At 74.4% G+C, this 26,219-nt stretch carries 26 protein-coding genes; 4 read left to right on the plus strand and 22 right to left on the minus strand.

The window, feature by feature from the left end; genetic code table 11:
• Positions 1-10 precede the first annotated feature (10 nt).
• Positions 11-397 (minus strand): winged helix-turn-helix transcriptional regulator, encoded by a 387-nt coding sequence (locus CRP51_RS10255; protein WP_097230764.1) that lies wholly within the window; start codon positions 395-397, stop codon positions 11-13.
• Positions 398-501: 104 nt separating this feature from the next.
• On the opposite strand from CRP51_RS10255, the gene CRP51_RS10260 reads away from it, so the two are divergent.
• A complete protein-coding gene (locus CRP51_RS10260) occupies positions 502-1,134 on the plus strand; it encodes an NAD(P)-dependent oxidoreductase (RefSeq protein ID WP_097230765.1) in 633 nt (210 codons plus the stop codon).
• A 61-nt stretch (positions 1,135-1,195) separates the two neighbouring features.
• On the opposite strand, the gene CRP51_RS10265 is transcribed toward CRP51_RS10260, so the two are convergent.
• The 3 genes from CRP51_RS10265 to CRP51_RS10275 form a co-directional block, all read right to left on the minus strand.
• The gene (locus CRP51_RS10265; RefSeq protein ID WP_212615881.1) at positions 1,196-2,194 is read right to left on the minus strand and encodes an EamA family transporter; all 999 of its coding nucleotides are present in this window, start codon (positions 2,192-2,194) and stop codon (positions 1,196-1,198) included.
• Positions 2,191-3,345: a saccharopine dehydrogenase C-terminal domain-containing protein gene (locus CRP51_RS10270; protein WP_097230766.1), complete on the minus strand. Its 1,155-nt coding sequence runs from the start codon at positions 3,343-3,345 to the stop codon at positions 2,191-2,193. Before CRP51_RS10270 ends, CRP51_RS10265 begins: the two co-directional genes overlap by 4 nt.
• 660 nt (positions 3,346-4,005) lie before the next feature.
• Positions 4,006-5,049, minus strand: coding sequence for a porin PorA family protein (locus CRP51_RS10275; protein WP_097230767.1), 1,044 nt, complete (start codon positions 5,047-5,049; stop codon positions 4,006-4,008).
• Positions 5,050-5,356: 307 nt separating this feature from the next.
• Between CRP51_RS10275 and CRP51_RS10280 the strand changes: the two genes are divergently transcribed.
• Positions 5,357-6,199 carry a glycoside hydrolase family protein gene (locus CRP51_RS10280; RefSeq protein WP_097230768.1) on the plus strand — a complete coding sequence of 281 codons (843 nt, stop codon included), beginning with the start codon at positions 5,357-5,359 and terminating at the stop codon, positions 6,197-6,199.
• Positions 6,200-6,208: 9 nt separating this feature from the next.
• Here CRP51_RS10280 and CRP51_RS10285 read toward each other — a convergent pair whose 3' ends face one another.
• The 8 genes from CRP51_RS10285 to CRP51_RS10320 all read right to left on the minus strand — a co-directional run bounded on the left by CRP51_RS10285 (position 6,209) and on the right by CRP51_RS10320 (position 16,925).
• Complete coding sequence (locus CRP51_RS10285; RefSeq protein ID WP_097230769.1) at positions 6,209-6,931, minus strand: siderophore-interacting protein; 723 nt, start codon at positions 6,929-6,931, stop codon at positions 6,209-6,211.
• A 72-nt stretch (positions 6,932-7,003) separates the two neighbouring features.
• Complete coding sequence (locus CRP51_RS10290) at positions 7,004-8,131, minus strand: DUF4037 domain-containing protein (protein WP_097230770.1); 1,128 nt, start codon at positions 8,129-8,131, stop codon at positions 7,004-7,006.
• A 68-nt stretch (positions 8,132-8,199) separates the two neighbouring features.
• Positions 8,200-9,507 carry a purple acid phosphatase family protein gene (locus CRP51_RS10295; RefSeq protein ID WP_097230771.1) on the minus strand — a complete coding sequence of 436 codons (1,308 nt, stop codon included), beginning with the start codon at positions 9,505-9,507 and terminating at the stop codon, positions 8,200-8,202.
• A gap of 216 nt (positions 9,508-9,723) precedes the next feature.
• Positions 9,724-12,549: a DUF5682 family protein gene (locus CRP51_RS10300; RefSeq protein ID WP_097230772.1), complete on the minus strand. Its 2,826-nt coding sequence runs from the start codon at positions 12,547-12,549 to the stop codon at positions 9,724-9,726.
• On the minus strand, positions 12,546-13,673 hold the full coding sequence (locus CRP51_RS10305; protein ID WP_097230773.1) for an ATP-binding protein: 1,128 nt from the start codon (positions 13,671-13,673) through the stop codon (positions 12,546-12,548). The genes CRP51_RS10300 and CRP51_RS10305 overlap by 4 nt, the downstream gene beginning before the upstream one ends.
• An 8-nt stretch (positions 13,674-13,681) precedes the next feature.
• Positions 13,682-15,034, minus strand: coding sequence for a VWA domain-containing protein (locus tag CRP51_RS10310; protein WP_097230774.1), 1,353 nt, complete (start codon positions 15,032-15,034; stop codon positions 13,682-13,684).
• Complete coding sequence (locus tag CRP51_RS10315; protein WP_097230902.1) at positions 15,031-16,425, minus strand: hypothetical protein; 1,395 nt, start codon at positions 16,423-16,425, stop codon at positions 15,031-15,033. The genes CRP51_RS10310 and CRP51_RS10315 overlap by 4 nt, the downstream gene beginning before the upstream one ends.
• Positions 16,425-16,925 (minus strand): hypothetical protein, encoded by a 501-nt coding sequence (locus CRP51_RS10320; protein WP_097230775.1) that lies wholly within the window; start codon positions 16,923-16,925, stop codon positions 16,425-16,427. The genes CRP51_RS10315 and CRP51_RS10320 overlap by 1 nt, the downstream gene beginning before the upstream one ends.
• A 200-nt stretch (positions 16,926-17,125) precedes the next feature.
• On the opposite strand from CRP51_RS10320, the gene CRP51_RS10325 reads away from it, so the two are divergent.
• The gene (locus tag CRP51_RS10325) at positions 17,126-17,539 is read left to right on the plus strand and encodes a cytidine deaminase family protein (RefSeq protein ID WP_107500840.1); all 414 of its coding nucleotides are present in this window, start codon (positions 17,126-17,128) and stop codon (positions 17,537-17,539) included.
• 24 nt (positions 17,540-17,563) lie between these two features.
• Here the strand turns inward: CRP51_RS10325 and CRP51_RS10330 are convergent, their stop codons facing one another.
• From CRP51_RS10330 to CRP51_RS10360, 7 genes are all read right to left on the minus strand, one after another.
• Positions 17,564-17,839 carry a hypothetical protein gene (locus CRP51_RS10330; RefSeq protein ID WP_097230776.1) on the minus strand — a complete coding sequence of 92 codons (276 nt, stop codon included), beginning with the start codon at positions 17,837-17,839 and terminating at the stop codon, positions 17,564-17,566.
• Positions 17,840-17,849: 10 nt separating this feature from the next.
• A complete protein-coding gene (locus CRP51_RS10335; protein ID WP_097230777.1) occupies positions 17,850-18,944 on the minus strand; it encodes a histidinol-phosphate transaminase in 1,095 nt (364 codons plus the stop codon).
• Between the two features lie 72 nt (positions 18,945-19,016).
• Positions 19,017-19,439: a DUF2000 family protein gene (locus CRP51_RS10340; RefSeq protein ID WP_097230778.1), complete on the minus strand. Its 423-nt coding sequence runs from the start codon at positions 19,437-19,439 to the stop codon at positions 19,017-19,019.
• The gene (locus CRP51_RS10345; protein WP_097230779.1) at positions 19,436-20,023 is read right to left on the minus strand and encodes a type 2 periplasmic-binding domain-containing protein; all 588 of its coding nucleotides are present in this window, start codon (positions 20,021-20,023) and stop codon (positions 19,436-19,438) included. Before CRP51_RS10345 ends, CRP51_RS10340 begins: the two co-directional genes overlap by 4 nt.
• Positions 20,024-20,104: 81 nt before the next feature.
• Complete coding sequence (locus CRP51_RS10350) at positions 20,105-20,764, minus strand: LysE family translocator (protein ID WP_212615882.1); 660 nt, start codon at positions 20,762-20,764, stop codon at positions 20,105-20,107.
• A 278-nt stretch (positions 20,765-21,042) separates the two neighbouring features.
• The gene (locus CRP51_RS10355; RefSeq protein WP_097230781.1) at positions 21,043-21,897 is read right to left on the minus strand and encodes an NAD(P)H-binding protein; all 855 of its coding nucleotides are present in this window, start codon (positions 21,895-21,897) and stop codon (positions 21,043-21,045) included.
• Positions 21,894-22,319 carry a nuclear transport factor 2 family protein gene (locus CRP51_RS10360; RefSeq protein ID WP_097230782.1) on the minus strand — a complete coding sequence of 142 codons (426 nt, stop codon included), beginning with the start codon at positions 22,317-22,319 and terminating at the stop codon, positions 21,894-21,896. The genes CRP51_RS10355 and CRP51_RS10360 overlap by 4 nt, the downstream gene beginning before the upstream one ends.
• Positions 22,320-22,413: 94 nt before the next feature.
• Here CRP51_RS10360 and CRP51_RS10365 point away from each other — a divergent pair, with 94 nt between their 5' ends.
• Complete coding sequence (locus tag CRP51_RS10365; RefSeq protein WP_097230783.1) at positions 22,414-23,010, plus strand: TetR/AcrR family transcriptional regulator; 597 nt, start codon at positions 22,414-22,416, stop codon at positions 23,008-23,010.
• Positions 23,011-23,070: 60 nt separating this feature from the next.
• Here CRP51_RS10365 and CRP51_RS10370 read toward each other — a convergent pair whose 3' ends face one another.
• The 3 genes from CRP51_RS10370 to CRP51_RS10380 are packed head-to-tail and all read right to left on the minus strand — an operon-like array spanning position 23,071 to position 26,217.
• A complete protein-coding gene (locus CRP51_RS10370) occupies positions 23,071-24,327 on the minus strand; it encodes a sugar ABC transporter permease (protein WP_097230784.1) in 1,257 nt (418 codons plus the stop codon).
• Entirely contained in the window at positions 24,327-25,139 is an 813-nt protein-coding gene (locus CRP51_RS10375) for an ATP-binding cassette domain-containing protein (protein WP_097230785.1), read from the minus strand. The genes CRP51_RS10370 and CRP51_RS10375 overlap by 1 nt, the downstream gene beginning before the upstream one ends.
• A gap of 1 nt (position 25,140) precedes the next feature.
• On the minus strand, positions 25,141-26,217 hold the full coding sequence (locus tag CRP51_RS10380) for an ABC transporter substrate-binding protein (protein ID WP_245880492.1): 1,077 nt from the start codon (positions 26,215-26,217) through the stop codon (positions 25,141-25,143).
• Positions 26,218-26,219: the final 2 nt, after the last annotated feature.

Raw genomic sequence — 26,219 nt, forward strand, 5'->3', positions numbered from 1 at the left:
CGACGCGCGCTCAGGCGCCCCGGCCGGCCCGCGCGGCGTCGTGGGCCTCGCGGGCGTCGAGCAGTTCGTCGACGTGCGCGCGCACCCAGTCGCAGACCTCCTCCAGCGGCTCCAGCAGCCCCCGGCCCAGGGGTGTCAGCCGGTACTCGACGCGCCGCCCCCCGGCGCCGTGCTCCTCGGAGCGCGCCACCAGCCCGTCGCGTTCCAGGGCACGCAGCGAGGCGGTCAGCACCTTGGGCGTGACCCGCCGCAGCGGCACCCGCAGCTCGGAGAAGCGGCGGGGCCCTCCGGCCAGGCAACGGAGCACCATGAAGCCCCACTTGTCGCCGACCCGCACCGGGCTGAGCGTGCTGGGGCACACCTCGTCGAACAGGTCGGCGGGCAGGGGTTCCCTCATGTCCCCGGACGATAGCCGGTATCCGGGAGGTAACCACCACCCCCGCTAACGTCCTGGCCACCGGCCGGCGCACGGGCGTCGGCCCGGACGAGAGGAGTCGCGCGATGCGGATCGTGGTGTTCGGGGGCGGCGGGCGCGCCGGGCGGGCGACGGTGGCCGAGGCGCGGGCGCGGGGGCACGAGGTCACCGCCGTGGTACGCGATCCACGGCGGCACCCGGAGCTGCCCGCGACGCGAACGGTGGCCGGCGACGTGACCGTCGTCGAGGACGTGCGGCGGGCCGCCGAGGGGCAGGACGCGGCGATCAGCGCGGTGGCCGACCTGACGGTGCCGGCCGACGCGTTCTACACCGGCGCCGCCGACGCCCTGACGGCCGGGCTCCGCACGGCGGGGGTGGGGCGGCTGCTGGTCGTCGGGATCGCCTCGGTGCTGCCGGGGAGGTCGGGTGCCCCGCTGATGGACGAGCCCGGCTACCCGCGTGAGCACCGCGCCTTCCTGCTCGGGCACGCGGCGGGGCTCGCCCGGCTGCGGGAGGCGGCGCTGGACTGGGTGTACGCGGCGCCGGCCGGCGACTTCGACCACGAGGGCGGGCGGACGGGACGCTATCGGCTCGCGGAGCACGGCGCGGCCGAGGACCGGATCTCCTACGCCGATCTCGCGGTCGCCCTGCTGGACGAGGTGGAGAGGCCGGCCCACCACCGCGCCCTGCTGGCCGTCGCGGGGGACGGCGACCGCTGAGCCCCTGCCCTGCCGGTCCCGCCGGGCCCGCGACCGGATCGGCGGGACCGGGCCCGTGCCGTCAGGGCCGCCGCGCCCGGGGCACCGGCGGGCCCTCCCCCGGGCTCCGGTCGCGGACCAGCACCCCGACGGCGACCAGCGCCACCACCCCCAGCACGCCGCCCAGGGTGAGGGCGGAGAACCGCAGCCGCCCGTCGCCGAGCTGGAGCAGCAGCGCGAAGAGCGGCGAGAGGCAGAGCAGGAGGGAGGTGGTGATGGGCTCGGTGTGCCGCACCCCGACCTGGAGCGCGCAGAGCGGGACCCCGACCCCTATCACCGCGACCACGACGCCCGGGACCAGCGCGGCCTCCAGCCCGGGGCCGCCCTCCAGGGCGACCAGCGCCCAGGACGCCGCCCCGATCAGTACGAAACGGGTGGCCAGCGCCGTCCCGGGGGCGCAGCCCGCGTCGTTCAGCCGCTTCATGTAGAGGATGCTGGCGGCCGACCCGGCGGCGCAGGACAGGGTGAGCCCCAGGCCCCAGGCCGCGTCGCCGGCCCCGATCTCGCCCAGGCCGCTGCGCCCGCTGAACGAGCCCCACATCAGCACGCCCAGCAGCCCGCAGATGGCCGCCGAGACCACGATCTCCGCGCGCAGCACCCGGCTCCGCCGGCGCAGCAGCGGGCCGGCGAACACCGTGATGACCGGGCCGAGCGCCAGACTGACGACGTTGACGATCGCCGGCTCCAGATGGTCGAGGGCGTAGAAGGTGCTCAGCCAGGTGACGGCCGTCGTGACGTTGAGGGCGACCAGGTCGGGGCGGTGCCGCGCCCACGCGCCGGGCGCGGCGGGGCGCAGCCGGCGGCGGGCGGCGTCGGCCGCGGCGAACACGGCCACCGCCAGGGTGAAGGCGACGGCGGCGACCGCGGCGGGGCTGACCACCTCGAAGCGGTTGCCCGCGTAGACGTCCATGGCGGCGGCGAGCACGGCGTAGACCAGCAGCGGCAGCACGCCCCGCCGGGGCCCGGCGCCGGCGAGGCCGGGGACGCCGGGTGCGGCGGGCGCGGACGGGGAAGCGGTCACACGGCACCGTCGCCGCGGAAGGTGGCGACGATCCCCCGGGCGGTGAGGAACGTCAGCCAGCGACGGACGGCCTCGGGGTCGTCGGTGGCCTGGTGGAGCCCCGGCGGCACCCGGCCGGCCGCGACGTCGAGCACGGCGCAGGCCAGCGGCACGGAGACCAGCCGCGCGGTGGCGGACTCCCGGGCGTCGCCCACCGTGTCCAGGCTCCACTCCCCCGACCAGTCGGTGCCGTCGTCGGTGTGGACGCTCAGCCGCACGGACATCACGACTCGGTCGCGGTCAGCGTCCGTGCCGGGCTGGCGGGCCGCGAGCCGCTCGGCGAGGGCGGCGACGCCCGCCTCGTCGGCCTCGGCCAGCTCGGCGAGGACCGGCTTCCACGCCGCGCTCCAGCCGTCAGGCCGCAGCGTGCCGCGCGCGAAGCTCTCCAGCCGCCAGGTGGCAGGCAGCCCGTAGGTGGCGAGGAACGGCAGGCTGTCCCGGCCGGGATGGGCCTCGAACGTCTCGTCGCCGACGGTCAGTCGGCGGGTGTCCTCCCAGGGCCGGGCGACCAGTCGCGGCAGCCCCTCGGCGATCGTCCGGGCCGGGGTGAGCAGCGCGGTCAGCGCCTCGTGCGGCGAGCGGTCGAAGCGGTGGCGGAAGGCGTCGGGCGCCGCCGGGCCGCTTCCGCTGTGGGAGGCGAAGTCCGCCACGGCGGGGCGGTCGCCGAGGGTGGCCCGCGCGGCGCCGACCAGGTCGTGGGCGAACAGGTGGTCGACGCCGGGGGCGAGGCCGACCTCGGTGAGCAGCACGGAGCCGCGCTCGGCCGCCCGCCTGGCGTGGGGGGTGAGCCCGGGGTCCGCGTAGCCGGGGCTGACGAGATGGGCCGCGCCGGCCAGCGCCGCCTCGGCGAGCGCGGGATGCCCGGCGGCGGGCAGCATCGCGACGACCACGTCGCCGGGCACGATCTCCCGGGCGAGGGCCCCGGGCTCCAGGGCGCGCGGCTCGGCGCCGCCGGTGAGGCCGAGCCGGTCCAGGTGGGACTCGGCCCTCGCGACGGTGCGCCCCCACAGCAGGGTGGCGGCCTCGTCGCAGACGAGCCCCAGGCCGCTGCCGGTCGCACGGCCCGTGCCGATCCAGTGCACGCGGCCGGTCGGTGGGATCAGGTCAGCCATCGGTCCTCACTCGCGGGTCGTGCGGTGGTGTGGAGCGGTCATCCCCCGGGGCGGGGCGACCGGACGAACTCCCCTCGGCGCGCGGCGCCTTCCGCCCACGCGCACCCGCGTCCCTCGCCGCTCCGTATCCCGCGCCCCGCTTCCCGCGCATGGCACCACTCCCCTTTTCCACGCCCGTCACCAGCGGGAATCCCGCCGGGTACCGGACGTTGGGCAGAATGCGCCGGGACACGAAAGGGTGTCAAGGAATACCCGGCGCCAACCCCTGGGAAGGCGAAAGGAATTGACTGTTGCCGATCGGATAAGGCTTCGCTTTATCGGGACCCAACCGATCAATCGATCGAGATAACCAGCAGTCCGACCAGCACCCCCACAAAAGACCACCGCCGATGTGATCTGACTCACCGTCACCCGGGGAACGCGCACCGTGGAACGCGGCTCCACCTCAGGGAGCACCCTCACCAACCGCCCCACCCTCGCCCCAGTCCTCCGCTTTCACTTTCGAAAGCACCCGAAACCAGGGGAAGGGTGCCGCGCCCCACCTCCGCACCCCTCGACGAGGCGCCGCCGCGCTCCCCCGCCCCCGCACGCCCGAGGGGCCCGCGCACGGGGGAGTTCCCCCGTGCCACGGACCCCTCGGGTCGGCGCGGCGCGGTCCGCTCAGGCGGTGGCCGGCGGCGGGTCGGCGGCCGGGGGCTCCTGGCCCCCGGCGTCGCGGCCGCGGCCGCTCAGCTCGCGCCAGACGGCGAGCACCACCAGCAGCGCGGCGACGATCCCGAGGCCCAACGGGATGGCCATCCGCACCAGCCAGAGCATCTGGGAGTTGGAGTCCGCGTCGTCGGCCCGCTCCTTGGTGCCCTCCTCGGTCCCCTCGACCGCCAGCGCGTTGACCGGCGCCAGGTCGACCGGCCCCTCCGGCCCCTGGATCTGGGCGACCACGGCCTGGTCCAGCGAGCCGTTGAGGACCGCGCCGGTCTCGGAGTCGACCCACGCGACCCGCGAGACGCTGGCGGCGTAGGTCAGCGGCACCTCGTCGGGCAGCTGCCCCAGCAGCTCGGGCGGCGGCTGCTGCTCGGCGGGAAGGGTCTGGGCTATGCCCGCCAACACGTCCTTGGGCAGCGCGGCGGGGAAGCGCTCCGTCATGGCCGGGTCGGCCAGCGGCCCCGCGGCGTCCATCGTGTAGACGTAGGCGGTGCGGCCCTCCACGTCCTCGGTCCGGTCGTAGACGGCCGGCACCTCGGTGGCGGTGGTCGGGTCCCAGAAGGTGTAGTCCTTCTCCTCCGGGTCCAGCGGCCAGGAGATGACGAGCCCCTGGTGCTCCTCCGCCTCCGAGCCCTCCGGCGCCTCGACGTTGACCAGGTCCTTCCGGTCCACGGCCCAGCGGTGGCTGGTGGTGGACAGTTCGGTGCCGTCCTCGCCGGCCACCGTGACGTCGTCGGTGACGACGGCGGTCGAGCCGTCGGTCTCCACGACCTTGACGTGGCGGTCGAGGCTGATCGGGACGTCGCGGAGGAAGGCGTTGGCCAGGTCCCCGCTCTCGATGGCGGCCGCGTTGAGCAGCGTCGCCGATCCGGTGTACTCGAAGGTGGTGTCCGTGTCGTCCGGAAGCTGGTGGACGGACGGGTAGACCACGAGGCGGGTCACGACCGAGGCGGCCACCAGCACGGCGGCCGATCCGGACAGGACCCAGGTGCTTCTGCGCATGGCATCTCCCGGTTACGCGCACACGACATTGTGCGACGGCTGGGTCAACCTATGGTCGGCACCAGTGCGGGTCAATAAACTTCCGACAACAGGTGAACGACTGTTCACCCCGACTCGCGCCCCCGTCACCGCCCCCGCGCCCCCGGCGTCCGGAACGCGCCGTCCCGTTGACGCCCCTCCGGCACCGTGCCAGCATCCCGACTGAGAGCGCTCTCCGGCTCAACTCGCCCCCCGCGGAAGGCGCGTTGCCCGGCGGTCGCCAGCATCCCGCACGGACTCCCCCATCCCCCACCGGAAGGTCCAGGCGATGTCCCTCGTGCCCCGCGTGTTGACCGGCGTGATCGCGTTGCTGCTGGGCGCCGGCGCCCCCACCCTGGCCGGCGCCGCGCCCGCGGACACCGGAGGACCGACGCCCGCCGCCTCCGCCAAGAAGGGCGTCAGCGCGACACCGGTCGCCGGCGCCTCGGAGGCACTCGCCGACGTCGACGTCTCCTGGCACTACGGCTGGGCGTCGGGACCGCGGGGTGTCGCGACGCCCGAGGGCGCCGAGTTCGTCCCGATGATCTGGGGCGCGGACTCCGTCACGGACGAGGCGCTGGCCGAGGCGGCGCGGGAGGGCGAGCAACTGCTGGGCTTCAACGAGCCCGACCTCCCGGAGCAGGCGAACATGTCGGTGGAGCAGGCGCTCGACCTGTGGCCGCGGCTGGAGTCCACCGGGCTGCGCCTGGGCGCGCCGGCGGTCGCCTACGGCGGGGACACCCCCGGCGGCTGGCTGGACCGCTTCATGACGGGCGCCGAGGAACGGGGGCTGCGCGTCGACTTCGTCCCGGTGCACTGGTACGGCTCGGACTTCGGACCGGACGCGGTGGAGCACCTGCGGGGCTATCTCCAGGCGGTGGCGGACCGGTACGGCAAGCCGGTGTGGCTGACCGAGTACGCGCTGATCGACTTCACCGGCCCGACCCCGCGCTACCCCGGCGAGCAGGAGCAGGCGGACTTCGTGCGGAACTCGACGGCGATGCTGGAGGAGCAGCCGTACGTCGAGCGCTACGCCTGGTTCACCCTCTCCACGGGCACCCACGCGACCGGGCTCTACGAGGGGACGACACCCAACGCGAGCGGGCTGGCCTACCGGGAGGCCGGCTCCTGAGGCGCCGCCTCACGGGCGCCAGTACCCCAGCGCGTGCAGCCGGCTTCTGGGGATCCCGACCTCCCGGCGCAGGAAGGAGGCCAGCGCCCGGGTGGTGACGGTGTCACACGTGACCCAGGCGTAGACGTCCGCCGGGTCCCGGACCAGCGCGGGCAGCTCGGCGCGCACCCGCCGCACCAACCCGGCGCCGCCGTCGACCCGTTCGACCAGCCGCAGCTCGTGGCGGTCGGGATCCAGCCGGAAGGGCAGCACCCGGTCGCCCAGGTGCGGGGTCTCGAACCAGAGGGTGGCGGGGGTGTCGGGGTGGTCGGCGAGCAGGGAGACGACGGCGGGCAGCGCGGCGGGGTCGCCGACCACCAGCAGCCGCCCCGGGGCGGGCGCCGGTCGGGTGTAGCCGGAGCCCTGGAGGGTCGCGTCGACGGTGTCGCCGGGGCGCGCGCTCCTGGCCCAGTCGCTGGCCGCGCCCGAGTGCAGCGCGAACTCCAGGCTCAACGCGCCGGCGCGCGGGTCCGGGTCGACCAGGGTGAACGCGCGCTGGTGCGGCTTGCCGCCGCGGTCGAACCAGAGCCTGACCCACATCGTCGGGTGCGGCGGAACGGCCGCGAGCAGCCCGCCGTCCGTGACCCGCACCCGGCGGTAGCGGTCGGTGATCCGCTCCACCCCGGTCACGGTGAACGTGAAGTCCCTGCCGCGGAACAGCCTCAGGACCGCCCCCTCCCAGCCGTGCCCCATCGCTCGCGCCGCCTCTCCGTGCCGACAACCGGCGCACCCCGCACCGTGAAGTTAGGCTAGCCTAAGCTAAGTTCACGGTGCGGGATGCCGGCCCTCCCCGGCCTCCCCCGTCAGCGCCCGCGCGGCGGCCAGCAGCGCCTCGGGGTGGTGGATCAGGTCGGTGTTGTCGGCCCACTGGTCGACCGCGCCGGTCAACGGCCAGGCGCGGACCGCCGGATCGGTCAGCGTGCCGGCCAGCGCACCGGCGAGGCGCTCGGCGTGCAGCACCCGGTACGGACGGCTGTGGTAGTCGCGCGGGGTCGGGTCGACGTGCGGGGCGAGGCCGGTCGCGTTCTGCAGGCGCGCGACCCGTTCCCACGCGCGGCCCAGCGCCGCCTCGCGCTCCGGGTAGTCGTCCGCGCGCTGCGCGGCGCGCAGGTCGGGCGTCAGCTCGCGGGCCACCGGCAGCCGGGCGAAGGCGCTGCCCAGCCACTTGCTGTAGGGCGCGTAGCGGCGGGCCAGCAGCAGGCACAGCCGCATCAGGTCGCGCACCAGCCGGCCGGCCACCACGGCGGAGCCCAACTCGTCACCGACCTCGGCGCAGCGGCCGACGAACGCCTCCTCCTGGGAGACCCGCTGCCACTGGCAGGCGAGTTGGTAGCGCCAGAGCTCGTCCGGGTACCAGTCCAGACGGCGGCGCGCCGCCGTCAGCGTGCCGAGTCCGTCGTGGAAGACCGCGCCGCCGGTGACCTCGGCGAGCCGTTGCTGCGGCATCGCCAGCCACTCCACCGGGGTGGGCGGGTCGCTCACCCCGCCAGGGCCGAGCTGCCGCCGCAGCCAGGCGTCCACGGTGGTGACCGTCACCCGGTGGTCGACCGGCCCCTCGGTGGGGGTCATCAGGCCGACCGGATCGGTCTCGGCCCGTTCGAAGTGGGTGGGCCAGCCCCTGACGTGCTTGGGCAGCCGCCGGGCGAACAACTCCACGAGCTCCGGCGCGCGTTCCGCGTCCGCGGGCGCCAGGAAGAGTTCCAGGCGGGGACCCCACTCGTGGTCGGCGGAGCGGGCGGTGTCGAAGCCCAGCACCTCCGAGCCCGCGCCCACGCGGGCGGCGGCGTGCGGCAGTCCTGGTCGCGCCTCGGCCAACAGCGGCGCGACCGCCTCGTGGTAGAGGACGCGGGAGAGTTCGAGGCCGGGAAGGAAGGCGGCGGGGGGTGTGGTCATGGCGCCACTCTCACCCGGCGCGCGGGCCCGGGCCAGCGAATTAGGCCGGGCCCGCGTCGCGCGGCCGTTCAGTCCTCGACGACCCGCTTGCCGTCCGCGTCGCGCACCACGGTGAAGGCGTCGACGACCGTGCCCTCCTCGGTCCTTGACTCGTAGCGCAGGCTGTCGGTGGTCACGTCGACGACCTGGTAGGTCTGGGTGTCGCCGTGCTGGACGCGGACCTCGGCGCCGGCCGCTTCCCAGTCCTCGGGGCTGGGCTCGTACATCTTCGGTCCGGCGACCGAGACGACGTAGGCGGGTCCCGTGGTGACGTCGGGGTCGTCGGTGCGGCGGTCCAGCAGGTTGCCCCGGCCGTAGGAGTGGTCGTGGCCCTGGAGCACCAGGTCGACGTCGTGCTCCTCCAGGACGTCGAGAAACGCCTCGCGCACGGCGAGCCCGCTGCGGCCCTCGCTGTTGGCCATGACCGGCTGGTGCAGGGTGACGACGGTCCAGCGGTTCGGGTTGTCGCTCAACACCCGCTCCAGCCAGACCTTCTGGTCCTCCAGCCAGTCGACCGCGTCGAACCAGGGCGCGTTGGTGTAGTTGCTGTTGAGCGAGACGAAGCGCACGCCCTGGTAGTCGGTGTAGTGCGCGGTGCCGTCCAGGTCCTCGTCGTCCGGGCCGTTTCCGGCGCCGGGGAACTGGCGGGTCCAGTGCGCGGACAGCTCCCAGCCGTCGTACTCGTGGTTGCCCGGCGTGGCGAACTGCGGGTGGGTGGCGGTGTGGCCGGTGCCGAAGGCGTCGAACCACTCGGCCCACTCGTCGTCGGCGTCGGCGTTGTTGACCAGGTCGCCGGCGTGCACGGTGAACGCGGCGTCGGGGACGGCGGCCCGCGCGGCGTGGACCAGCGGCGCGGCGCCGGTGGTGATGTCGTTCTGGATGTCGCCGAAGTACAGGAAGGAGAACGGGTCCCCCGCCGCGCCGGCGGTGCGGAAGGTGATCCACCCGCTCCATTCGGTGCCGTCGCCCACGCGGTAGCGGTAGGCGGTGTCGGCGGTGAGACCGGTGAGGTCGGCACGGTGGTAGTGGCCGCCGGCGACCTCGCCGGTGGCGACGGCCGGCACGGTCACGGCGGTACCGCCGTCCGCCGGCTGGTACTCGACGGCGGGCGCGGCCGAGGCGGCGTCGGCGCGCCAGGTCAGGGTGGCCGCGGTGTCGGGGGTGGCGGTCGCGGAGAGCACGATCCGGTCGAAGCCTCCCGCCTCCGTGGCACGCGCGTGGTCCTGCGCGCCGGCGGGTGCTCCGGCCAGGCCGGCGAGCACCAGCGCCGCGGTCGCGGGCAGCGCCGACCTGCGGGCGCCGCGCGGCAGGCGGCGCGGCCGTGCGGTGGATGTCATGCGGACTCCTCGTGGGGCGGCGATCCGTGAGGGCCGGCCCGGCGGCGCCGGGAGGGCCCCCGCCAGCCTGCCCACCGCACCTGGCATGTGCGTGAACGCCAGGCCAACGTCACCGCCCCGGAGCAACGTCACCACCCCCGGCCGGCGTCGCCGCCCCCGCCCGCACGCGCCGCGGTGGCGGCCCGGCCGGCCGCCACCGCGGTCACCCGGCCGCCGTCACCCGGCGAGCACGCCGGCCAGCGCCTCGGCCGTCGCCGGGTGGGCCGTCACCAGCGCGCCCGCCGGTCCCGCCGGGGGCGGCGCCTCAGCCCACTCCACCGGCAGTCCGAGCAGCGCCGTCCACGCCTCGCATCCGGCCGGGTGGGCGGCCAGCAGCCCGCCCGCCGGCCCGGCGTCGGGCGCGAGCCGCGCCGGCGCGGTCGCCGGCGGCGCCTCCCACGGCGGCACCAGCGCGTCCAGCGCCGGCAGCGCCCCGGGGAAGGTCCGGCCCGCCTCCCGCACCAGCACCGGCAGCAGCTCCGCCGCCTCCCGCCGCAGCGTCATGATCAACCGCGGCAGCCAGGGCAGCAGCACCTCGTCCGGCAGCCGGCCGAACGCCCCGGACAACTGCTCCACCACGAACGGCGCCAGCGAGGGCACCGGCTCCAACGCCTGCACGAAACCGCTGACATAGCGCGGGAACGACGGCACCACCAGCGGGTTGGCCAGCAGCTCCGCGCACCGCTCCCGCAGCTCGGACAGCGGCAGCAGGTCCAGCCGGTGCTCCGCCGCCCACAGCAGCGCCGTCCGGTCCGGCCGCGCCGGATGGCACTGCCGCACGGCCAGCTCCAACTGCGCCCGGTCACAGCCCAGGGCCAGCGCGAAGCCCTCAAGGCCGAACAGGAAGCCCAGCATCGCCGCGACCTGCCGCGCCCCGACCTCCTCGTCGGTGAACGCCGTGGGCAGCAGCGTGCAGTAGTGCGCGTAACCGGTGGTCACGAAGGTCTCGGCCCAGGGCGGCGGCCCCGCCTCCGTGGTGCGGTAGTACGCGAGCAGCCGGCGTATCCGGCGCAGCACCAACGGCGCGCCGTCCACCGTGCGTTCGGCCGCCAGCAGCGCCACGGCACGGGCGCCGAGGTCGTCGACCAGCCGGCCGGGGCCGAGGTAGACCAGCGCCTCCTCGACGGCCTTCAGCGCGGTCGCCGCCGTGGCGTCGGGCTCGCGCACCGCGCGCCGCAGCCGCTGCTCCAGCACCTGCTCGACGGTGACGCCCTCGTAGCCGAGCTGCACCAGCGCCCGCTGCTCGCGGCCGAGCGCCAGGTCCCAGCTCTCCTGGATGGCGCGCTCCCCCAGGGTGCGGTCCCCCATCACCGGGCGGACCACGTCCCCCAGCAGGCGGCGCAGCATCCACAGCACGTCAGAACAGGGCCGCAGCTCCGGTCTGCCGGCCAGGTCCAGCAGGGCGCGCTGCTGGGTGCGGGCGGTGAGGTTGAGCCCCAGCGGCTCCAGCCGGTCCAGCACGTCGCGCGCCAGCGGCGGCAGCGCGTCGTAGCCGACCGTGCCGATCCGGTCCCCGCCCAGCAGAATCCCGCACAGCCGGCGCACGTCCCGCTTGCCGGGGACGGTGTCCTTCTCGACGCAGGTGACCGCCGCGTCCTCGAAGTCGTACGGCGTGGGCCTGGCCCGGCCGCGCATCCCCGCCAGCAGCACCGAGGTCTCGAAGACGGCGATGGCGTCGGCGGTGCTGGCCAGGTAGCCGTTGCGGCGGGCGAGCCGGACCAGGTCCACGCACCAGCCGCGCAGCTCCTCCTCGTCCAGCGCACCCGGCACGGGCGACCGGTCCAGGAACGGCGACAGCCGGTCGCCGCCCGCCTCGCCCGCGCCGCCCGGGGAGGGGGCGCGCTTACGGGCCTTCGGCTTCCCGCGCCCGCTTTGCTGACCCGCCAGCCGGAACGGGGTCAGCCGCTCCGCCGTCAGCGTGCGCGACCAGGTGGCCGCCGCCAGCGAGACGGCGCCGGGGGCGAGGCCGAACTGCGCCTCGATCGCCGAGTGGCTGGAGGGGATCAGCCCGTACCGCCAGGCGGTCCCGGTGCGCTCCGGTATCGGGAACGGCTCCGCCTCGGAGGCGAGGCCGAACTGCTCGACGCGGCTGGCCGCGTGGAACGCCCCGCAGACGTGGAGCGCGGTCGCTGGGTCGGCGCCGGAGGAGGCCAGATGCTCCTTGATCCGGGTCCACATGTACCGCTCGCGGTCCTCGTCGACCGCCAGCCGCGCCCGCCGCTCGGGCCGCAGCCTGCGGAAGAGGCTGCCGATCATCACCATGACCTGGCGGTACGTCCGGTAGTCCGCGCCGGCCAGCGGCTGCTCCACGTACTGGTCCCACCACTCGGACCAGTGCCTGACCTTCCCGTGGTGCAGCAGGTAAGCCTCCAACTCGGCGAAGCCGGGCCGCAGCCGGCCCACGCCGACGCCGAGGGCGTCGCCGTGCAGCCCCGCCGCCTCCTCCGGCTCCTGCCCCTCGCCGTCCGCCGCCGGATCCGCGCCCGGGGGCTCCTCCCGCTCCCGCCACTGGAGGACGTGGTCGGCCGACCGGTCCACCAGCACCAGCTCGACGTCGGGGGTGTCCAGCGCGTAGGCGATGGCCTGGTACTCGGCGGACGCCTCCGTCAGGGGCGCCACCACGCTCAGCGGCGCCCAGTCGGAGGGGAAGCCGTCCAGCTCGGTGGCGAACGCCTGGAGCGCGACGGGCAGCCGGCAGTTGCGCAGCTCCTCCAGCAGCGGGGCCAGGTCCTCCGGCAGCTCCAGGTAGATCACCCGGGGCTGCTTCTCCGCCAGCCGCCTGGCCATGGCCAGCGCGGAGGCGGGTGAGTGGTGGCAGACCGGGAAGATCTCCAGCTCCTCGGCGAGCGCCCGGTCGACGTCCTCGACCATCCCGGCCAGGATCTCCGGCACCGCGTCGTCGGCCCCGGCGAACTCCTCGGCCGCCGCCCGCAGCCGCTCGCGCAGCGGGCCGAGGTCCCCGGCGGGCCCGGCGACCGGGCCCGCCGCGACGGGGGCGCTCACGACAGCGTCGCGATCGCCTCGCGGCCACCGTCCAGGAAGTCCCGCCAGGGACCGCCCTGTTCGCCCTCGCTGCGGGGCTCGACGACGCCGTGCCAGAACTTGTTGAGGATCGCCAGGTCCTCCGGTGCGCGCCGGGCGAGCGAGCCGACCAGCGAGCTGGCGAGCGTGTGGGCGCCCAGCTCCTTCTCGCCGAAGAACTGGCTGTGCAGCACCGCGTCCTCCAGGACGCCGATCTGCTCGGCGGTGGAGAGCGCGGACTCCAGCCGCTCGTCGTCGCTGGCCGCGTTGGCCGCCGCCGCGCGCAGGTCGGCGAAGCTCTGGAGCAGGATGTCCAGCAGCGTCGGCGGCACCTCCACCTCTATCCGGTGGCGGCGCAGCAGCTCGCTGGTGCGGAACCGGACGATCTCCGCCTCGCTGCGCTTGTTGGTCACCACCGGCACCCGGACGAAGTTGAACCGGCGCTTCAGCGCGGACGACAGGTCGTTGACGCCCCGGTCCCTGCTGTTGGCGGTGGCGATGATCGAGAACCCGGGCTTGGCGAAGACCGTGTTCTCCCCGTCGGCGCCGTCGAGTTCGGGGATGGAGACGTACTTCTCGGACAGGATCGAGATCAGCGCGTCCTGCACGTCGCTGGTGGAACGGGTCAGCTCCTCGAAGCGGCCGATCACGCCGGTCTCCATCGCCGTCATGATCGGCGAGGGGATCATCGCCTCGCGGGACTGTCCCTGGGCGATGACCTGCGCGACGTTCCACGAGTACTTGATCTGGTCCTCCGTGGTGCCGGCGGTGCCCTGGACCACCAGCGTCGAGTTGCGGCAGATCGCCGCGGACAGCAGCTCCGCGAGCCAGCTCTTGCCGGTGCCGGGGTCGCCGATCAGCAGCAGGCCCCGGTCGGAGGCGAGGGTGACGATGGAACGCTCCACGAAGGCGCGGTCGCCGAACCACTTCTGGGGGATCTCGCGGTCGAGCCCGTCGGCCCGCTCGGACCCCAGGATGAACAGCCGCACCATCTTCGGGCTCAGTCGCCAGGAGAACGGCTTGGGCGCGTCGTCGACGGACTCCAGCCAGTCCAGCTCCTCGGCGTACTTCACCTCGGCGGGCGCGCGCAGCAGATTGTCGGTCATCGGGACTCCTAGGCGAGGAAGTTCTTGAGTTCGAACACGAGCTTGCGGATGTGGCCGGAGATCACCGGCGTGCCCAGCTCCTTGAGGTGCTGGCGGAACGTCGGGTTGACGCTGCCGCGCCCCGAGCTGTTGACGGAGCCGACCGGTATGAGGCGGGCCCCCGAGCGGTGCACCGCCCGGAAGTCGTTCATCAGCGCCGGGTTGTCGTAGAAGTCGGAGATCCACACCAGCACCGTGTTGTCCGGGTCGGTGATCTTCGGCCGGGCCAGGGCCATCGCGGCCGTGCCGTCGGTGCCGCCCCCGAGCCGGGTGCGCAGCAGTACCTCGAAGGGGTCGTGCACCCAGGGCGTCAGGTCCAGCGCGCGGGTGTCGTAGGCGACGAGGTGGACGTCGACCTTGGGCAGCCCGGCGAAGATCGAGGCCAGGATGGTGCAGTTGACCATCGAGTCCACCATCGAGCCCGACTGGTCGACGACGACCACCAGCCGCGCCGGCGTCGTCCGGCGCGCCGTGTGCCGGTAGTAGAGCCGGTCGACGTAGAGCCGCCGCTGCTCGGGGTCGTAGTTGGTCAGGTTCTTCCAGACGGTGCGCTGGACGTCCAGGTTGCGGAAGACCCTCTTGGGCGGCACCGAGCGGTCGATGGTGCCGGCGCTGGTCTTCTCCACCTGGGTGCGCAGCACCTCGGCCACCTCGTCGACGAAGCGGCGGATCAGCGCCCTGGCGCTGGCCAGCGCGGTGCCCGAGAGGTTGTCCTTGTCGTGCAGCAGCTGCTCGATCAGCGACATGCTCGGCGTGAGCGCCCGGGCGCGCGCCGGGTCGGCGAGCACCTCGCGCAGATGCATCCGCTTGACCAGGTCGCCCTCCAGGGCCGACAGGTAACCGGAGAGCTCGCCCCGTCCGCCCTCGTCGCCGCCCAGCGCCTGCCGGCACCATGAGGCGTCCCGCTGCCAGTCGTTGAACCGGGCGGCGGAGACCGCGCCCGTACCGGTGGCGAACGTGTTCAGCAGCAGCTTGGTGACCAGGGCCGCGCGGCGCACCGAGCGCTCCGGGTCCTCCTCCGCGCCGCCCCCCTCCGCGCCGTCCTCCTCCCGCCCGCCGCGCAGCGCGGCGAACTCGTCGGCCAGCTCCGGGAAGCGCTGGATCAGGTTGTCCACCGAGACGCCCGGGTCCAGCAGCGCCGGCGGGAGTCCGAGGTCCTCGGCGACGGCCACGCCCGCGCTCTCCAGCGCGGGCTGCTCCTCGCCGTCGAAGAGGCGGGCCAGCAGCCGCCAGTACAGCACCTGCCGGCGGTTGCCCATGGCCCGCGCGTGCGCCGGGTCGCCGGCCCGCGGCGCGCTCGTCTCGTGCTCGGTGTCGGTCATGCGCGCAGCAACCGTCCCGCGCGCTCGCGCAGCACCGCGAGCGGGTCGCCCCACCTGGCCTCGGACTTGGCGGCCTTCGGGTCCGTCGGCCCGTCCGCCCAGTCCCCGGTGTGCACCTCGACCTCCTGCCGCCGCACGGTGGCCCGCACCCCGAGGGGCCGCAGCGTCCAGCCGTCGGCCTCCCAGCACAGCAGCCCCAGGCACGCGGTGGACGCGCCCACCAGCTGCGGTGTCAACGGGCCCGCCGCCGGCAGGTGCTCCACGTCCAGCCGCAGCGCGTGACCGTCGAGCGTGAGCACGTCCTTCTTCACCCGGTACCCCTCCAGCCACACCGGCTCGGCGAGCTGCACCGGATGGCGCCGCAGCGGCGGCACCGGCGCGGCGACCGCGCCCGCCAGCTGGGTGCGCGCGGTGACGAACGGATCCGCCGGCTCGTCGAGCGCCACGGCGGACTCGTCCCACAGCAGCTCGCCGCCGCCCAGCGGCGTCAGCCCGGTCGCGCTCAGCGCCCGGCGCTCGGCCAACGCCCGCAGCAGCACGGGGAACCGGGCCAGCAGCCGCCACACCGTCGGCCCGGTCAGCGTCTCGACCTTGGCCGCGCCGACCCCGAACCGCACCAGCCGCGCCGGCCGGTCGCCGCCCTCCTCCAGCAGGGCGTGCACGACGAGCTGAACGGCGGTGGGATGCTCGTGCAGCTCGGCGCCCAACGGCAGCAGCCGGCCGCTCACCGGGGCCGCCGGCGCGTCCGCCGTCCGCAGCACGCCCGGCTGGCACAGCAGCAGCGCCGCCGCCCACAGGTCGGCCCAGCGCCGCACCGGCAGCCGCTCCCAGGTGGCCAGCGGCAGGCAGGCGCGCAGCTCGCCGGCGAGCCCGTCCAGCAGCACCGCGAGCCTCCGGGCCGCCGGCTCCGCCCACAGCGCCGTCAGCGCCTGGTCGACGCCCCGCAGGGAGTCGTCCGTGAGGCCCCGCCAGCCGACCAGCGCCAGCTCCCGCAGCCAGGAACGCGCCCCCTCCAGCAGCCGGTCCGGCAGCGGCTCCCCGCCGCCCGCCTCCGGCCACTCCGCGCGCTGACGCCCCAACGCCGCGTCCAGCGCGGCCAGTTGGCCGTCGTGCACCGCGCCCAGCAGCGCGGCCCTGGCAGCGGCCAGCACGACCAGCCGCTCGTCGGAGACGGAGCCGGCCCGGACCTTCTCGGCGGCCTCGGTGGCCGCCGCGCCAAGCGGCGACGCGGAGACCGTGCCGGCCAGCGCCGACACCGCGCCCGCCTGCTCCGGGGTGAGCCGGCCGAGCCCGCCGACCAGCGTCCGGTCGAAGCCGTCCACCGCCTCCAGCGCCTCGGACACCCCGTGCGGCTCGTTCGCCAGCAGCTCGGCGAGCTGAATGCCCAGCATCAGCGCACCGCCCCCGTCGCCGGGAACCACCGCAGCTCAGGCAGCGGCGCCGCGCTCTCCGGCACCTCCAGATAGGCGAGATGCCGCAGGAAGCGGCTGAACACCTCGGCCGCCGGGCGGTCGTGGTTGACCCCGCCACCGCGCAGCCGCGACGCCAGGTCGCCGTCCCCCGGCTCCGCCCGCAGATAGCGGCCGACCCGCTCCTCCCCGTACTGGAGGACGGCCTCCTTCACCAGCGCGTCGACGTGCTTGCAGCCGCCCGGCCGCGCGCCCCCGCAGGGCCGGTTGTTGTTGGTGCCGCAGCTGACGTCGTGGCTGCCGGCCTCGATCGCCGACACATAGACCCGGGCGATGTCGGAACCGCTGGACACCACTCCCTGCAACCTGCCGTCGGCCAGCTCGACGAACGGCACCTTCACCACCTTGCGGGGCCTCGCCCCCGGAACGACGCGCGCCGTCGCACGCCGCTCCCAGCGGATCGTCTCCGCGTTCTCCACCATCGTCTCTCCCCTGACTGTGCGCCGGGGCCGGGCCGTTTCCGCGCAGGCCCCATCAGCCCTCACGGGCAGCCGGAACCAGAGGAACCCCCAGCCCAGAGGGCCGTTGCGACCCTCTGTGGCGATCTGGGGAACAGCATGGCCCACACCACTGACAATCGCCGAAACGGCCGTGCCCGCCCGCCTCTGCTAGCGTCCGAGGCATGATCACGGACGGCTCCCCGACCCAACTCATCGACCTGGCCGCCTCGGTGCTCCACCCGCACCGGGTGGGGGACCGGCTCTTCGGCGACGTCGCCTCCGCGCTGCTGACCGCCGGCGGCAGCCTCCACACGGGCGTGTGCATCGACACCGGCTCGGGCACCGGCTTCTGCGCGGAACACGCGGCGATCGGCGCGATGGTGACGGCCCGCGAGTACCGCATCGCCCGCATCGTCGCCGTGTGGCGCAGCGACGAGGGCGTGCTCCACGTGCTGCCCCCGTGCGGCCGCTGCCGCGAGTTCATCCGGCAGATCGACCCGGCCAACCTGGACACCGAGGTCGTCCTGAGCCGCACGGAGGCCCCACCGCTGCGGGACCTTCTCCCGGCCCACGCGTGGCCGTCCCCGCTGGACTGAGGCATCGGGGACCGGCCGCGGCCGTCAGTCCAACTCCCGGTACTCCTCCGGCGGGTGAACCAGCTCGGGGTGGGTGGACGCGTAGCGGTCGCCGTGGATCACGCGCATCGCCCAGTGCCACGCCTCGTCATGGAAGACCAGGCCCCGGAAGGGCGCGTCGGCCGGCTCGTACGGGTAGTGCTCCCGCGCCACCGCCCGCGCCTCCTCGGGGGTCAGCCCGCCGTGGCGCGCCAACACCCAGGCGTAGCGGCGCCGTTCGGCCAGCAGATAGGCGACGTACTCCGTCTCGCTCCATGTCATCCCCGCCCCCTCACACGGGCATTCCACCACGGACCGGCCCCGTCGGGGCGTCCTCCGACGCGGTGTGCAGGACCAGGTCGTTGATCCCCGGCGTGCCCAGGGAGATCCGCAGGCCGTCCTCGCCCAACAGACGTGTCGTCAGGCCGTTGGCGCGCAGCCGCGCGGCCAGCTCCCGGGTGCGGGGGCCGGGCGGCAGCCAGACGAAGTTGGCCTGGCTGGGCGGAACCTGCCAACCTGCCGCCCGCAGCCCGGCGACGAGCCTGTCCCGCTCGCCGCGGGCCCGCTCCATCCGGTCGGCGAGCTCGTACTCGGCCCGCAGGGAGGCCACCGCGGCCGCCTCGGCGAGCGCCGTCACGCCGAACGCGGGGCGCAGCCTGGTCAGGGCGTCGACCATCGCCGGGTGCGTCACGGCGTAGCCGACCCGCAGCCCGGCGAGCCCGTGCGCCTTGGAGAAGGTACGGACGACCGTCAACCCCGGGTGCTCCGCGACGAGTTCGACGGCACGTGGCGCGGCGGGGTCGTCCACGTAGTCGATGTAGGCCTCGTCGAGCACGACGTGCACCCGCTCCGGAACGCGCTCCAGAAACGCGGCCAGCCGGTCGTGGGTGACGGTGGTGCCGGTCGGGTTGTTGGGCGAGCAGACGAAGACCAGCCGGGTGCGCGGAGTGATCGCGGCCGCCATGGCCGGCAGGTCGAGGGCGGCGCGGCGCAGCGGCACGGTGACCGTGCGGGCGCCGTTGGCCCGGATCGCCAGTGGATAGCCCTCGAAGGAGGGCCATCCCGTCACGACCTCCTCGCCGGGCGCGGTGGTGAGCCGCACCAACTGGTCCAGGAGGGGGGTGGCGCCGGGGCTGACGAACAGCCGCTCGGGCGGCACGGAGAGCCGGCGGGCGAGCGCCCCGACCAGGGCGGAGTTGGCGAGGTCGGGATAGCGGTTGATCCGGCGGGCGGCCTCGGCGAGGGCGGCGCCGACGGCCGGCAGCGGCGGCTCCGGGTTCTCGTTGGAGGAGAGCTTGTGGGTGGCGGCGAGCGAGGCGGGCTCGCCCGCGGCGTAGGCGGGAAGGGACAGGAACTGCTCACGCACGGTGGGTGGTCGGGAAGGCATGGTGGTTCCCTCCGCTCGGCGCGCCCGCCCCGCGCCGGGCGGTGCGGGGCCGGGTCGCGGCGCGTGGCCTGCTCAGGCGTAGTAGCTGAACTTCTTCGTCAGCGCGCGGACGGCCGGATCGGGGCCGGTCACCCCGGTGGCGATGATCTCCAACTGGGCGGCCTCGGAACCGGCCACCTCCGCGCGGTACTTCTCGAACTCGTTGCTCCAGCTCCGACCCCGGTCGGAGAAGACGGCATGGAGCAGCCCCTCCTCCCGGGCGGCGGCGGCGAGCTTCCCCACCTGGGCGGGCCTTCCGGTGAGCACGACCACGTTGTCGCGGATGGTGGCGTGCTCGTTGCCCGACAGGTCCGCCAGCCGCTCCGCGCCGTAGAGCGCGGGCCGCCGGGTCGCGAGGTGGCCCATGAGCACGGCCGTGGCGTTGGCGACGACGCCGGGCGGCAGGTGCTTGGCGACCACGAGGGCCGTGCGAAGTCCGGTGTCCTGCGGGGTCACTCGGGTTTCCTCTCGAAGACGATGAAGGCCATGGACGTCCCGCGCGCGAGGACCTGGACCACGTCGAGCCCGTGGTGCTCGGCGACCAGCCTGTTGGTCACCGCGAGCGTGTCGGGACGGCCCTGGACGATATCGCGCACCGCCGTCGTGTTGGACGTCGCCGGGAGGACCTCGTCGAAGGACTTGTCGATCTGGTCGAGGAGCCGCAGGGTCGCGGGCTGGTGGCACAGCCTGCGGTAGGAGTCGGCCTTCCCGCCGTCGGAGGCCACCAGGACCATGTCGGGCAGCCGGCTGAGGAAGGCGCCCACGGCGACCAGCTCCGGGTCGAAGAAGAACCCGCGCACCTCGGCGTAGGCGCCGGGGACCAGCAGCGCGTCCTCCTGTCGCCGCTTCACACTGTCCGCGGCGAGTTCGAAGGAGGGATAGCCGGAGAGCCGCTCGGCCAGCCCGGCGAAGTATTCGGTACCGACGGCGACGCTGCACGTGAGTCCTTCCGGCTCGTCGGCCAGCGTCGCGACAGAACGATATCGATAACGCGGCAGAAGCCTCGTGTGATAGGCCGCACGCACCGCTGTCTCGGTCATCGTTTCTCAGTTCTCCTGACGGTTTCGGAGGAAAGACGACACGGGGGGGGCGAAAGGCGGAAAGAAAGAGGGCGCGTGCGCTCAGGGAGCGTCGAACGCGACTCTGATCCCCAGGGCGAGCAGGACACCGCCGGTGAGGCACTCCAGTCGGGCGCGCACCCGGGGCCGGGTCAGCCAGCCGTGCAGCAGCCCGACCAGCGAGGAGGTCAGCCGCCACCAGACCAGCGCCACCCCGACGAAGGCGAACGTGAGCACGAACGAGGTGCGCACGCGGGGCTCCTCGGGCCCGATGAACTGCGGCAGGAGGGTCAGGAAGAGGACGGCGATCTTCGGGTTCAGCAGGTCGTTGAGCACGCCCTGCCGGAAGGCGACGGCCCGGGTGAGCGGCGCCCGGACCGTCCCGACCGAGGTGAGCGGCTCGGCGGCCGCCCGGACGGCCCGCCGCCTCCCGCGCCAGACGCCCCACAGGGTGCCGGCGCCGAGCCACAGGAGATAGAGCGCCCCGGCCAGCTTCAGCCCCGCGTACGCGGTCGCGGAGGCGGCGAACACGGCGGAGAGTCCGAGCGTCGACACGGTGGCGTGCACCAGCAGTCCGCTGCACACCCCGAGCCCGGTCCACCACATGGCCGAACTGCCGCCCCGCAGGCTGTTACGCAGCCCGAGCGCGGTGTCCGGCCCGGGAATGACCGTCAGCACGATCACGACAAACAGAAACGGGATCAGTTGTTCCGGCAATGCCACAGCCCATTCGACTCACTGCGCCCCCCTTTGGGCCACTGCGGCGGACCGGCCTTCGTGTACGCGGGAACGCACTGCACCCCACCCCGCGCATCACGGCCGCCCGCCCTTCTCCCCCAAACCCTAGAGGCGCCCGAGTTATCCCGACAATTACCTGATCGGGTGAAGCCGAATGAGCGTCGGAGAGGCCGCCCCGAAGCGGCGACAAAGGAAGGAAGAAGGGCGGGAAAGGGCGCGGCCACAGCCCGCCCGCCGCGCGTCCCCCGGGAACGGGGGCGGGGTCACACGCCTCGGCCGCCGGACCGCGCCTCCCTCTCCACGACGGCGCGGAAGGCGCCGGGAGGGCGTCCGGTGAGGCGCCGCACGGTGTCGGTGACCCGGTCCTCCGCGCCGTCCGCGACGGCGCGGTCCAGGCCGGCCAGCAGCGCGGCGAACTCGGCGGGGAGGGACGCCGCGAGCCGTGCGCGCATGTGCTCGTACGACAGGTTCCGGTGCGTCACGGGCCGGCCCGTGACCTCGGTGAGGATCGCGGCGATGTCGTCGTAGCCGAGCGCCTCGGGGCCGGTGAGGACGAGATCGGTGTTGGGCGCGCTCCGGTCCGTCAGGGCGCGGACGGCCACGGCCGCGATGTCCTCGGCGTCGACGAAGCCGACCCGGCCGTCCCCGGTCGCGGTCCGGATGACGCCCTCGTCGCGGATGCTGTCGGCGTGGACGTGCGCGCCGGTGAAGTTCTGCATGAACCACGAGGGCCGCAGCACCGCCCACTCCCCGAACAGGCCGGGCAGCGCCGCGTGCACCTGACCCACCGCCGGGCCGCCCTCGGGGATGGCCGAGGCGCTCAGCAGCACCGCGCGGCGCACCCCGGCGGCGCGGGCGCGCCGGAGGAACGCCAGCATGAGCGGCGCCGGGTCGGGGTCGCCCACGGGCGGCACCAGGTAGACGCGCTCGACGCCGTCGAGGGCGGGCCCGTGGGTGGTTGGCGCGTACCAGTCGAACGCGACCGGCTCGGCGCCGGCCGACGGGGCGGCCCGGCGGCTGGCGGCCCTGACCCGGTGCCCCTCGGCCGTCAGTCGCGCGACGGTGCGGCTTCCTGTGGTGCCGGTCGCGCCGATGACCAGCGTGGCGGCGGCGCTCATCGGCCGCCGCCGGCGAAGTCGGTGCCCGGCTGCTGGACGGCGAGCGGGTTCCAGTAGTCGCGGCAGGAGGCGATGAGCCCGTCCTCGACGGTCACCACGGCGACGTAGGACGCGTCGAAGGGCGCCCCGGTCTCCACCACGCGGCCGACGCCGCGCATCTCGACCACGACGGTGCGCGGGTCGGTGGTCTGGTGGACGCGCAGGTCGGGGAAGTCGCGCAGGTCGATGTGGTCGGGGTAGTGGCGCATGTAGGCCGCGACCTCCTCCCTGCCCTCCAGGCGCCGGGGCCAGCCTTCGGGGGCGAAGGGGAACTCCAGGACCCCGTCCTCGGCGAAGAGCGCCGCCCACGCGGCAATGTCCTTGTCGAGCAGCAGTCGCAGGCCGTGGCGGAACAGCTCCGCCGGAGAGGTCGGCGTGGGCATGGGTATCCTCCAGTGACGTATCCGGACCCGCGGTCCGGATCGAGAATACGGACCGAGGGTCCGCTTTTCAAGCGGACCGTGTGGAGGGAGCACCATGGCCGAACCCAGGGCCCGCAAGGATGCCGCCCGCAACAGGGAGGCCGTCCTCGCCGCCGCCGACGCGCTCTTCTCCCGTCGGGCGAGCCCGGAGGACGTCACCATGGCCGAGGTCGCGGCGGCGGCCGGCGTCGGAAAGGGAACGCTCTTCCGCGCGTTCGGGGACCGCGCCGGACTGCTCCGCGCGCTCTACGAGGCCCGGCTCGAACCGCTCAGGGCCGCCATCGAGAGCGGCCCGCCGCCCCTGGGCCCCGCGACACCGCCGCGCGAACGCGTCCCCGCCCTGCTCGACGCCGCGCTGTGCTTCAAGCTCGACAACCGGAGCCTCGCGATGGCCCTGGAGGAGAGCGGGGGCACCAGCCCGTACCGCACGGAGCACTACGCCCGCTGGCACGCCATGCTCCGTGACCTGCTGGAGCGGATCCCCGGCCTGGGCGACGGCGACTTCCCCGCGCACGCCCTGCTCGCCGCCACCCGGGCCGACCTCGTCGAGCACCTCGCGGGAGAGGGGCGGGCGCCACGCGAGAGGCTGCGGGAACGGTTGGCGCGCTACGTGGAGAGGTTCCTCGACTCCGGGGCGCCCGTGGAGAGGTGACCCGGGGGAACGGCGCGCCGGGGGCTCCGGTACCCGCCCCCGGCGCGCCGTTCCGCGGGGCTACGCGGCGCGGCCGTGGGCGACGCGGGAGCGGCGGGCCACGGAGTCGAGGGTGACGGCGAGGGCCAGGACGAGGCCGGTGATGATGAACCGGAAGGAGGAGTCCAGGTCAAGCAGCGTCAGGCCGTTGGAGATCGACTGGATCACCAGGATGCCGAGCAGCGCGGAAAACGCGCTGCCCCGGCCGCCGAAGAGGCTGGTGCCGCCGATGACGGCGGCGGCGATGGCGTTGAGGTTGACGTCGCCGGCGCCGGTGGCCTGGTTGGCGGCGGCGAGGCGGGCCGCCGCGATCATGCCGCCGAGGGCGGCCAGCGTCGAGCACAGCACGAAGACCGAGGTGTAGACCCGGCGCACGTTGATGCCCGCGCGCCGTGCGGCCTCCGCGTTGCCACCGACGGCAAAGACCGAGCGCCCCCAGCCGGTCCGCGTCAGCGCGTAGTGCAGCAGCAGGACCAGCACCACGAAGCTGACGAAGAGCCAGCCCACGCCCCGCGCCCGGTTGAGGTACCAGACGGCGAAGCCGAGGCCGAGCAGCACGGCGGCGCTGCGGGCCACCAGCAGGGAGGTGGAACGGGCCGAGAGGCCGGCGGCGCGGCGGGTCCTGGCCAGGCCGTAGCCGGTGGCGAAGAGCCAGCCGGCGGCCACGACCACCAGCACATAGGACAACCACTCGGGCAGGAAGGCGAGTTGGGCGAAGTGCACCAGGTCGGACTCGAACGGCAGGTTGATCGCCCCGGTGTCGCCGAGCAGCCACAACTGGATGCCGAGGAAGCTGAGCAGGCCGGCGAGGGTGGCGACGAAGCTGGGCACGCCGAGCCTGGTCACCATCTGCGCGTAGACCACGCCGATCAGCGCGCCCGCGCCGAGCGCCGCGGCCATGGACAGCGGCAGCGGCCAGCCGTGGCTGACGAAGGTGACGGCGGTCAGCGCGGCGGAGAGCCCGCTGACGGAGCCGACCGACAGGTCGATCTGCCCGACGAGCAGCACGCAGACCACGCCGAGCGCGATGATGCCGACGGAGGCGGACTCCATCAGCAGGTTGACCAGGTTGGCGCTGGAGAGGAAGACGGAGTTCAGCGACTGGAAGACCGTCCAGATCACGACCAGCCCCAGGACGATCGGCAGCACGCCGAGGTCACCGGAGCGTACGCGTCGCCACAGCCCGCCGGCCACGGACCTCCACCCGTCGCCGCGCCGCAGTCGTTCGTCGAGCAGGTCGAGCGGGGCCGCCGTCTCGGCCGCCTTGACGTCGGCCATCAGGCTTCCCCCTTCACGGAACGGGCGCGCCCCGCGCGGCGGGAGACCACGTTGTCGCTGGCGCCGATCATCGCGGCGACGATCTCCTCGCTGGGCGCCTCGGCGGCGAAGACGCCGTTGTTGCGGCCGAGGCGCAGCACCACGACGCGGTCGGCGACGGCCCGGACGTCCTCCATGTTGTGACTGATCATGATCACGCCGAGCCCGCGTTCCCTGAGGCGTTCGATCAGGTTCAGCACCTCGGCGGTCTGGGCCACCCCCAAAGCGGCCGTCGGTTCGTCGAGAACGATCACCCGGGGGTCGCCCAGCAGCGTGCGGGCGATGGCGACCGTCTGGCGCTGGCCGCCGGAGAGGGAGGCGACGGGCACCCGGACGGTGGGGATCTTCGCCGACAGCTGGCGCAGCAGCTCCCAGGACCTGATCTCCATCGTGACCTCGTCCAGCCGGGCACGGCGCAACTCGCGGCCGAGGAAGAGGTTCTGGATCACGTTCAGGTTCTCGCACAGCGCCAGGTCCTGGAAGACGGTGGCGATGCCGAGGGCGTGCGCGTCGGCCGGGCTGGCGACGGTCACCTCGCGGTCGGCGAAGGTGAGGGTCCCCGCGTCCGGGCGGTGGACGCCGGCGAGGACCTTGACCAGGGTGGACTTGCCGGCGCCGTTGTCGCCGACGACCGCCACCACCTCGCCGGGTGAGACGTCGAGGTCGACGTCGGTGAGCGCGGCGACGGCGCCGAAGTTCTTGCTGATGCCGCGCAGCGACAGGATGGGCCGCCCGCCCGGGGCCGCGGCCGGCTCCTTGACCGGGTCGTTCATCTCACTGCTCCCACTCGATGCCGGCCTCGGCGCAGGCGTCGGCGTACTCGGGGGTGCAGACGTCGGCCGCGTCGACCTGGTCGGACTCGGCCAGGACCTCGGGGAGGTTGTCCAGGGTGACGACGGTCGGCTCGAAGAGCTGGGCGGGGGTGTCGAAGAGTTCGAGCTCCCCCTCGGGGGTCTCGCCCTGGGCGAAACGGTAGGAGACCTCGGCGGCGGCCTCCGCGACGATCTTGATGGGCTTGGAGATGGTGTTGTACTGCTGTCCCGCGACGATGCGTTGGGCCGCCGCCACCTCGAAGTCGTTGCCGGTGACCGGCGGGATCGGGACGCCGGCGGCCTGGAACGCGGCGATCGCGCCGCCCCCGGTGCCGTCGTTGGCGGCGACGACGCCGGCGATGTCGTCCTCGAAGCGGTTGATCTGGCCGGCGACCCAGTCCTGCGCGTCGGACGGCTGCCAGCCCGGGGTGTCGAACTCGGCGAGCAGCTCGTAGCCGCTGTCGTCGACCGCGTTGTGGATGCCCTGCTTGATCAGCCCGGCGGCCGCGTCCGTGGGCGAGCCGTTGACCTGGAGGATGCCGCCCTCGGCGCCGGTCTCGTCGAGATGGTCGACGAGGGACTGCCCGATGGACTCGCCGATCGCCTCGTTGTCGAAGGATATGTAGTAGTCGGCCGGGGTGCTGGATATCGGCCGGTCGTAGGCGATGACCGGGACGCCCTGGGAACGGGAGGCGTTGACGACGCTGGCGGCGGCGTCGGAGTCGACCGGGTCGATGACCAGCACGTCCGCGCCCTGCGCCAGCGCGGAGTTGGCCTGCTCCTGCTGGCGGGAGGCGTCGGCGTTGGCGTTCTGGTAGATGACCGAGCAGTCCGCGCACAGCTCCTTGATCCGCGCCTCGAAGAGCGGGGCGTCCCACAGCTCGTAGCGCGGCGAGGCGATGTCCGGCATGAGGAAGGCGATGGTGGCGCTGTCCCCGCCGCCGCCGTCGTCGTTGGTCTCCTCCTCCGAGGCGCAGGCGGACGCCGAGGCGGCGGCGAAGGCGAGGGTCAGGGCGAGTGCGAGGGTGCGTCGGCTCACGG

This window comes from Streptomyces zhaozhouensis (assembly GCF_900230195.1).
Lineage (GTDB): Bacteria > Actinomycetota > Actinomycetes > Streptomycetales > Streptomycetaceae > Streptomyces > Streptomyces zhaozhouensis.

Excerpts from the sequence above, each read along its gene's own strand:
- CRP51_RS10255 (WP_097230764.1), bottom strand. The coding sequence starts at position 397 with ATGAGGGAACCCCTGCCCGCCGACCTGTTCGACGAGGTGTGCCCCAGC.
- CRP51_RS10260 (WP_097230765.1), top strand. The coding sequence starts at position 502 with ATGCGGATCGTGGTGTTCGGGGGCGGCGGGCGCGCCGGGCGGGCGACG.
- CRP51_RS10270 (WP_097230766.1), bottom strand. The coding sequence starts at position 3,345 with ATGGCTGACCTGATCCCACCGACCGGCCGCGTGCACTGGATCGGCACG.
- CRP51_RS10275 (WP_097230767.1), bottom strand. The coding sequence starts at position 5,049 with ATGCGCAGAAGCACCTGGGTCCTGTCCGGATCGGCCGCCGTGCTGGTG.
- CRP51_RS10280 (WP_097230768.1), top strand. The coding sequence starts at position 5,357 with ATGTCCCTCGTGCCCCGCGTGTTGACCGGCGTGATCGCGTTGCTGCTG.
- CRP51_RS10285 (WP_097230769.1), bottom strand. The coding sequence starts at position 6,931 with ATGGGGCACGGCTGGGAGGGGGCGGTCCTGAGGCTGTTCCGCGGCAGG.
- CRP51_RS10290 (WP_097230770.1), bottom strand. The coding sequence starts at position 8,131 with ATGACCACACCCCCCGCCGCCTTCCTTCCCGGCCTCGAACTCTCCCGC.
- CRP51_RS10295 (WP_097230771.1), bottom strand. The coding sequence starts at position 9,507 with ATGACATCCACCGCACGGCCGCGCCGCCTGCCGCGCGGCGCCCGCAGG.
- CRP51_RS10305 (WP_097230773.1), bottom strand. The coding sequence starts at position 13,673 with ATGACCGACAATCTGCTGCGCGCGCCCGCCGAGGTGAAGTACGCCGAG.
- CRP51_RS10310 (WP_097230774.1), bottom strand. The coding sequence starts at position 15,034 with ATGACCGACACCGAGCACGAGACGAGCGCGCCGCGGGCCGGCGACCCG.
- CRP51_RS10315 (WP_097230902.1), bottom strand. The coding sequence starts at position 16,425 with ATGCTGGGCATTCAGCTCGCCGAGCTGCTGGCGAACGAGCCGCACGGG.
- CRP51_RS10320 (WP_097230775.1), bottom strand. The coding sequence starts at position 16,925 with ATGGTGGAGAACGCGGAGACGATCCGCTGGGAGCGGCGTGCGACGGCG.
- CRP51_RS10325 (WP_107500840.1), top strand. The coding sequence starts at position 17,126 with ATGATCACGGACGGCTCCCCGACCCAACTCATCGACCTGGCCGCCTCG.
- CRP51_RS10330 (WP_097230776.1), bottom strand. The coding sequence starts at position 17,839 with ATGACATGGAGCGAGACGGAGTACGTCGCCTATCTGCTGGCCGAACGG.
- CRP51_RS10335 (WP_097230777.1), bottom strand. The coding sequence starts at position 18,944 with ATGCCTTCCCGACCACCCACCGTGCGTGAGCAGTTCCTGTCCCTTCCC.
- CRP51_RS10345 (WP_097230779.1), bottom strand. The coding sequence starts at position 20,023 with ATGACCGAGACAGCGGTGCGTGCGGCCTATCACACGAGGCTTCTGCCG.
- CRP51_RS10355 (WP_097230781.1), bottom strand. The coding sequence starts at position 21,897 with ATGAGCGCCGCCGCCACGCTGGTCATCGGCGCGACCGGCACCACAGGA.
- CRP51_RS10360 (WP_097230782.1), bottom strand. The coding sequence starts at position 22,319 with ATGCCCACGCCGACCTCTCCGGCGGAGCTGTTCCGCCACGGCCTGCGA.
- CRP51_RS10365 (WP_097230783.1), top strand. The coding sequence starts at position 22,414 with ATGGCCGAACCCAGGGCCCGCAAGGATGCCGCCCGCAACAGGGAGGCC.
- CRP51_RS10370 (WP_097230784.1), bottom strand. The coding sequence starts at position 24,327 with ATGGCCGACGTCAAGGCGGCCGAGACGGCGGCCCCGCTCGACCTGCTC.
- CRP51_RS10375 (WP_097230785.1), bottom strand. The coding sequence starts at position 25,139 with ATGAACGACCCGGTCAAGGAGCCGGCCGCGGCCCCGGGCGGGCGGCCC.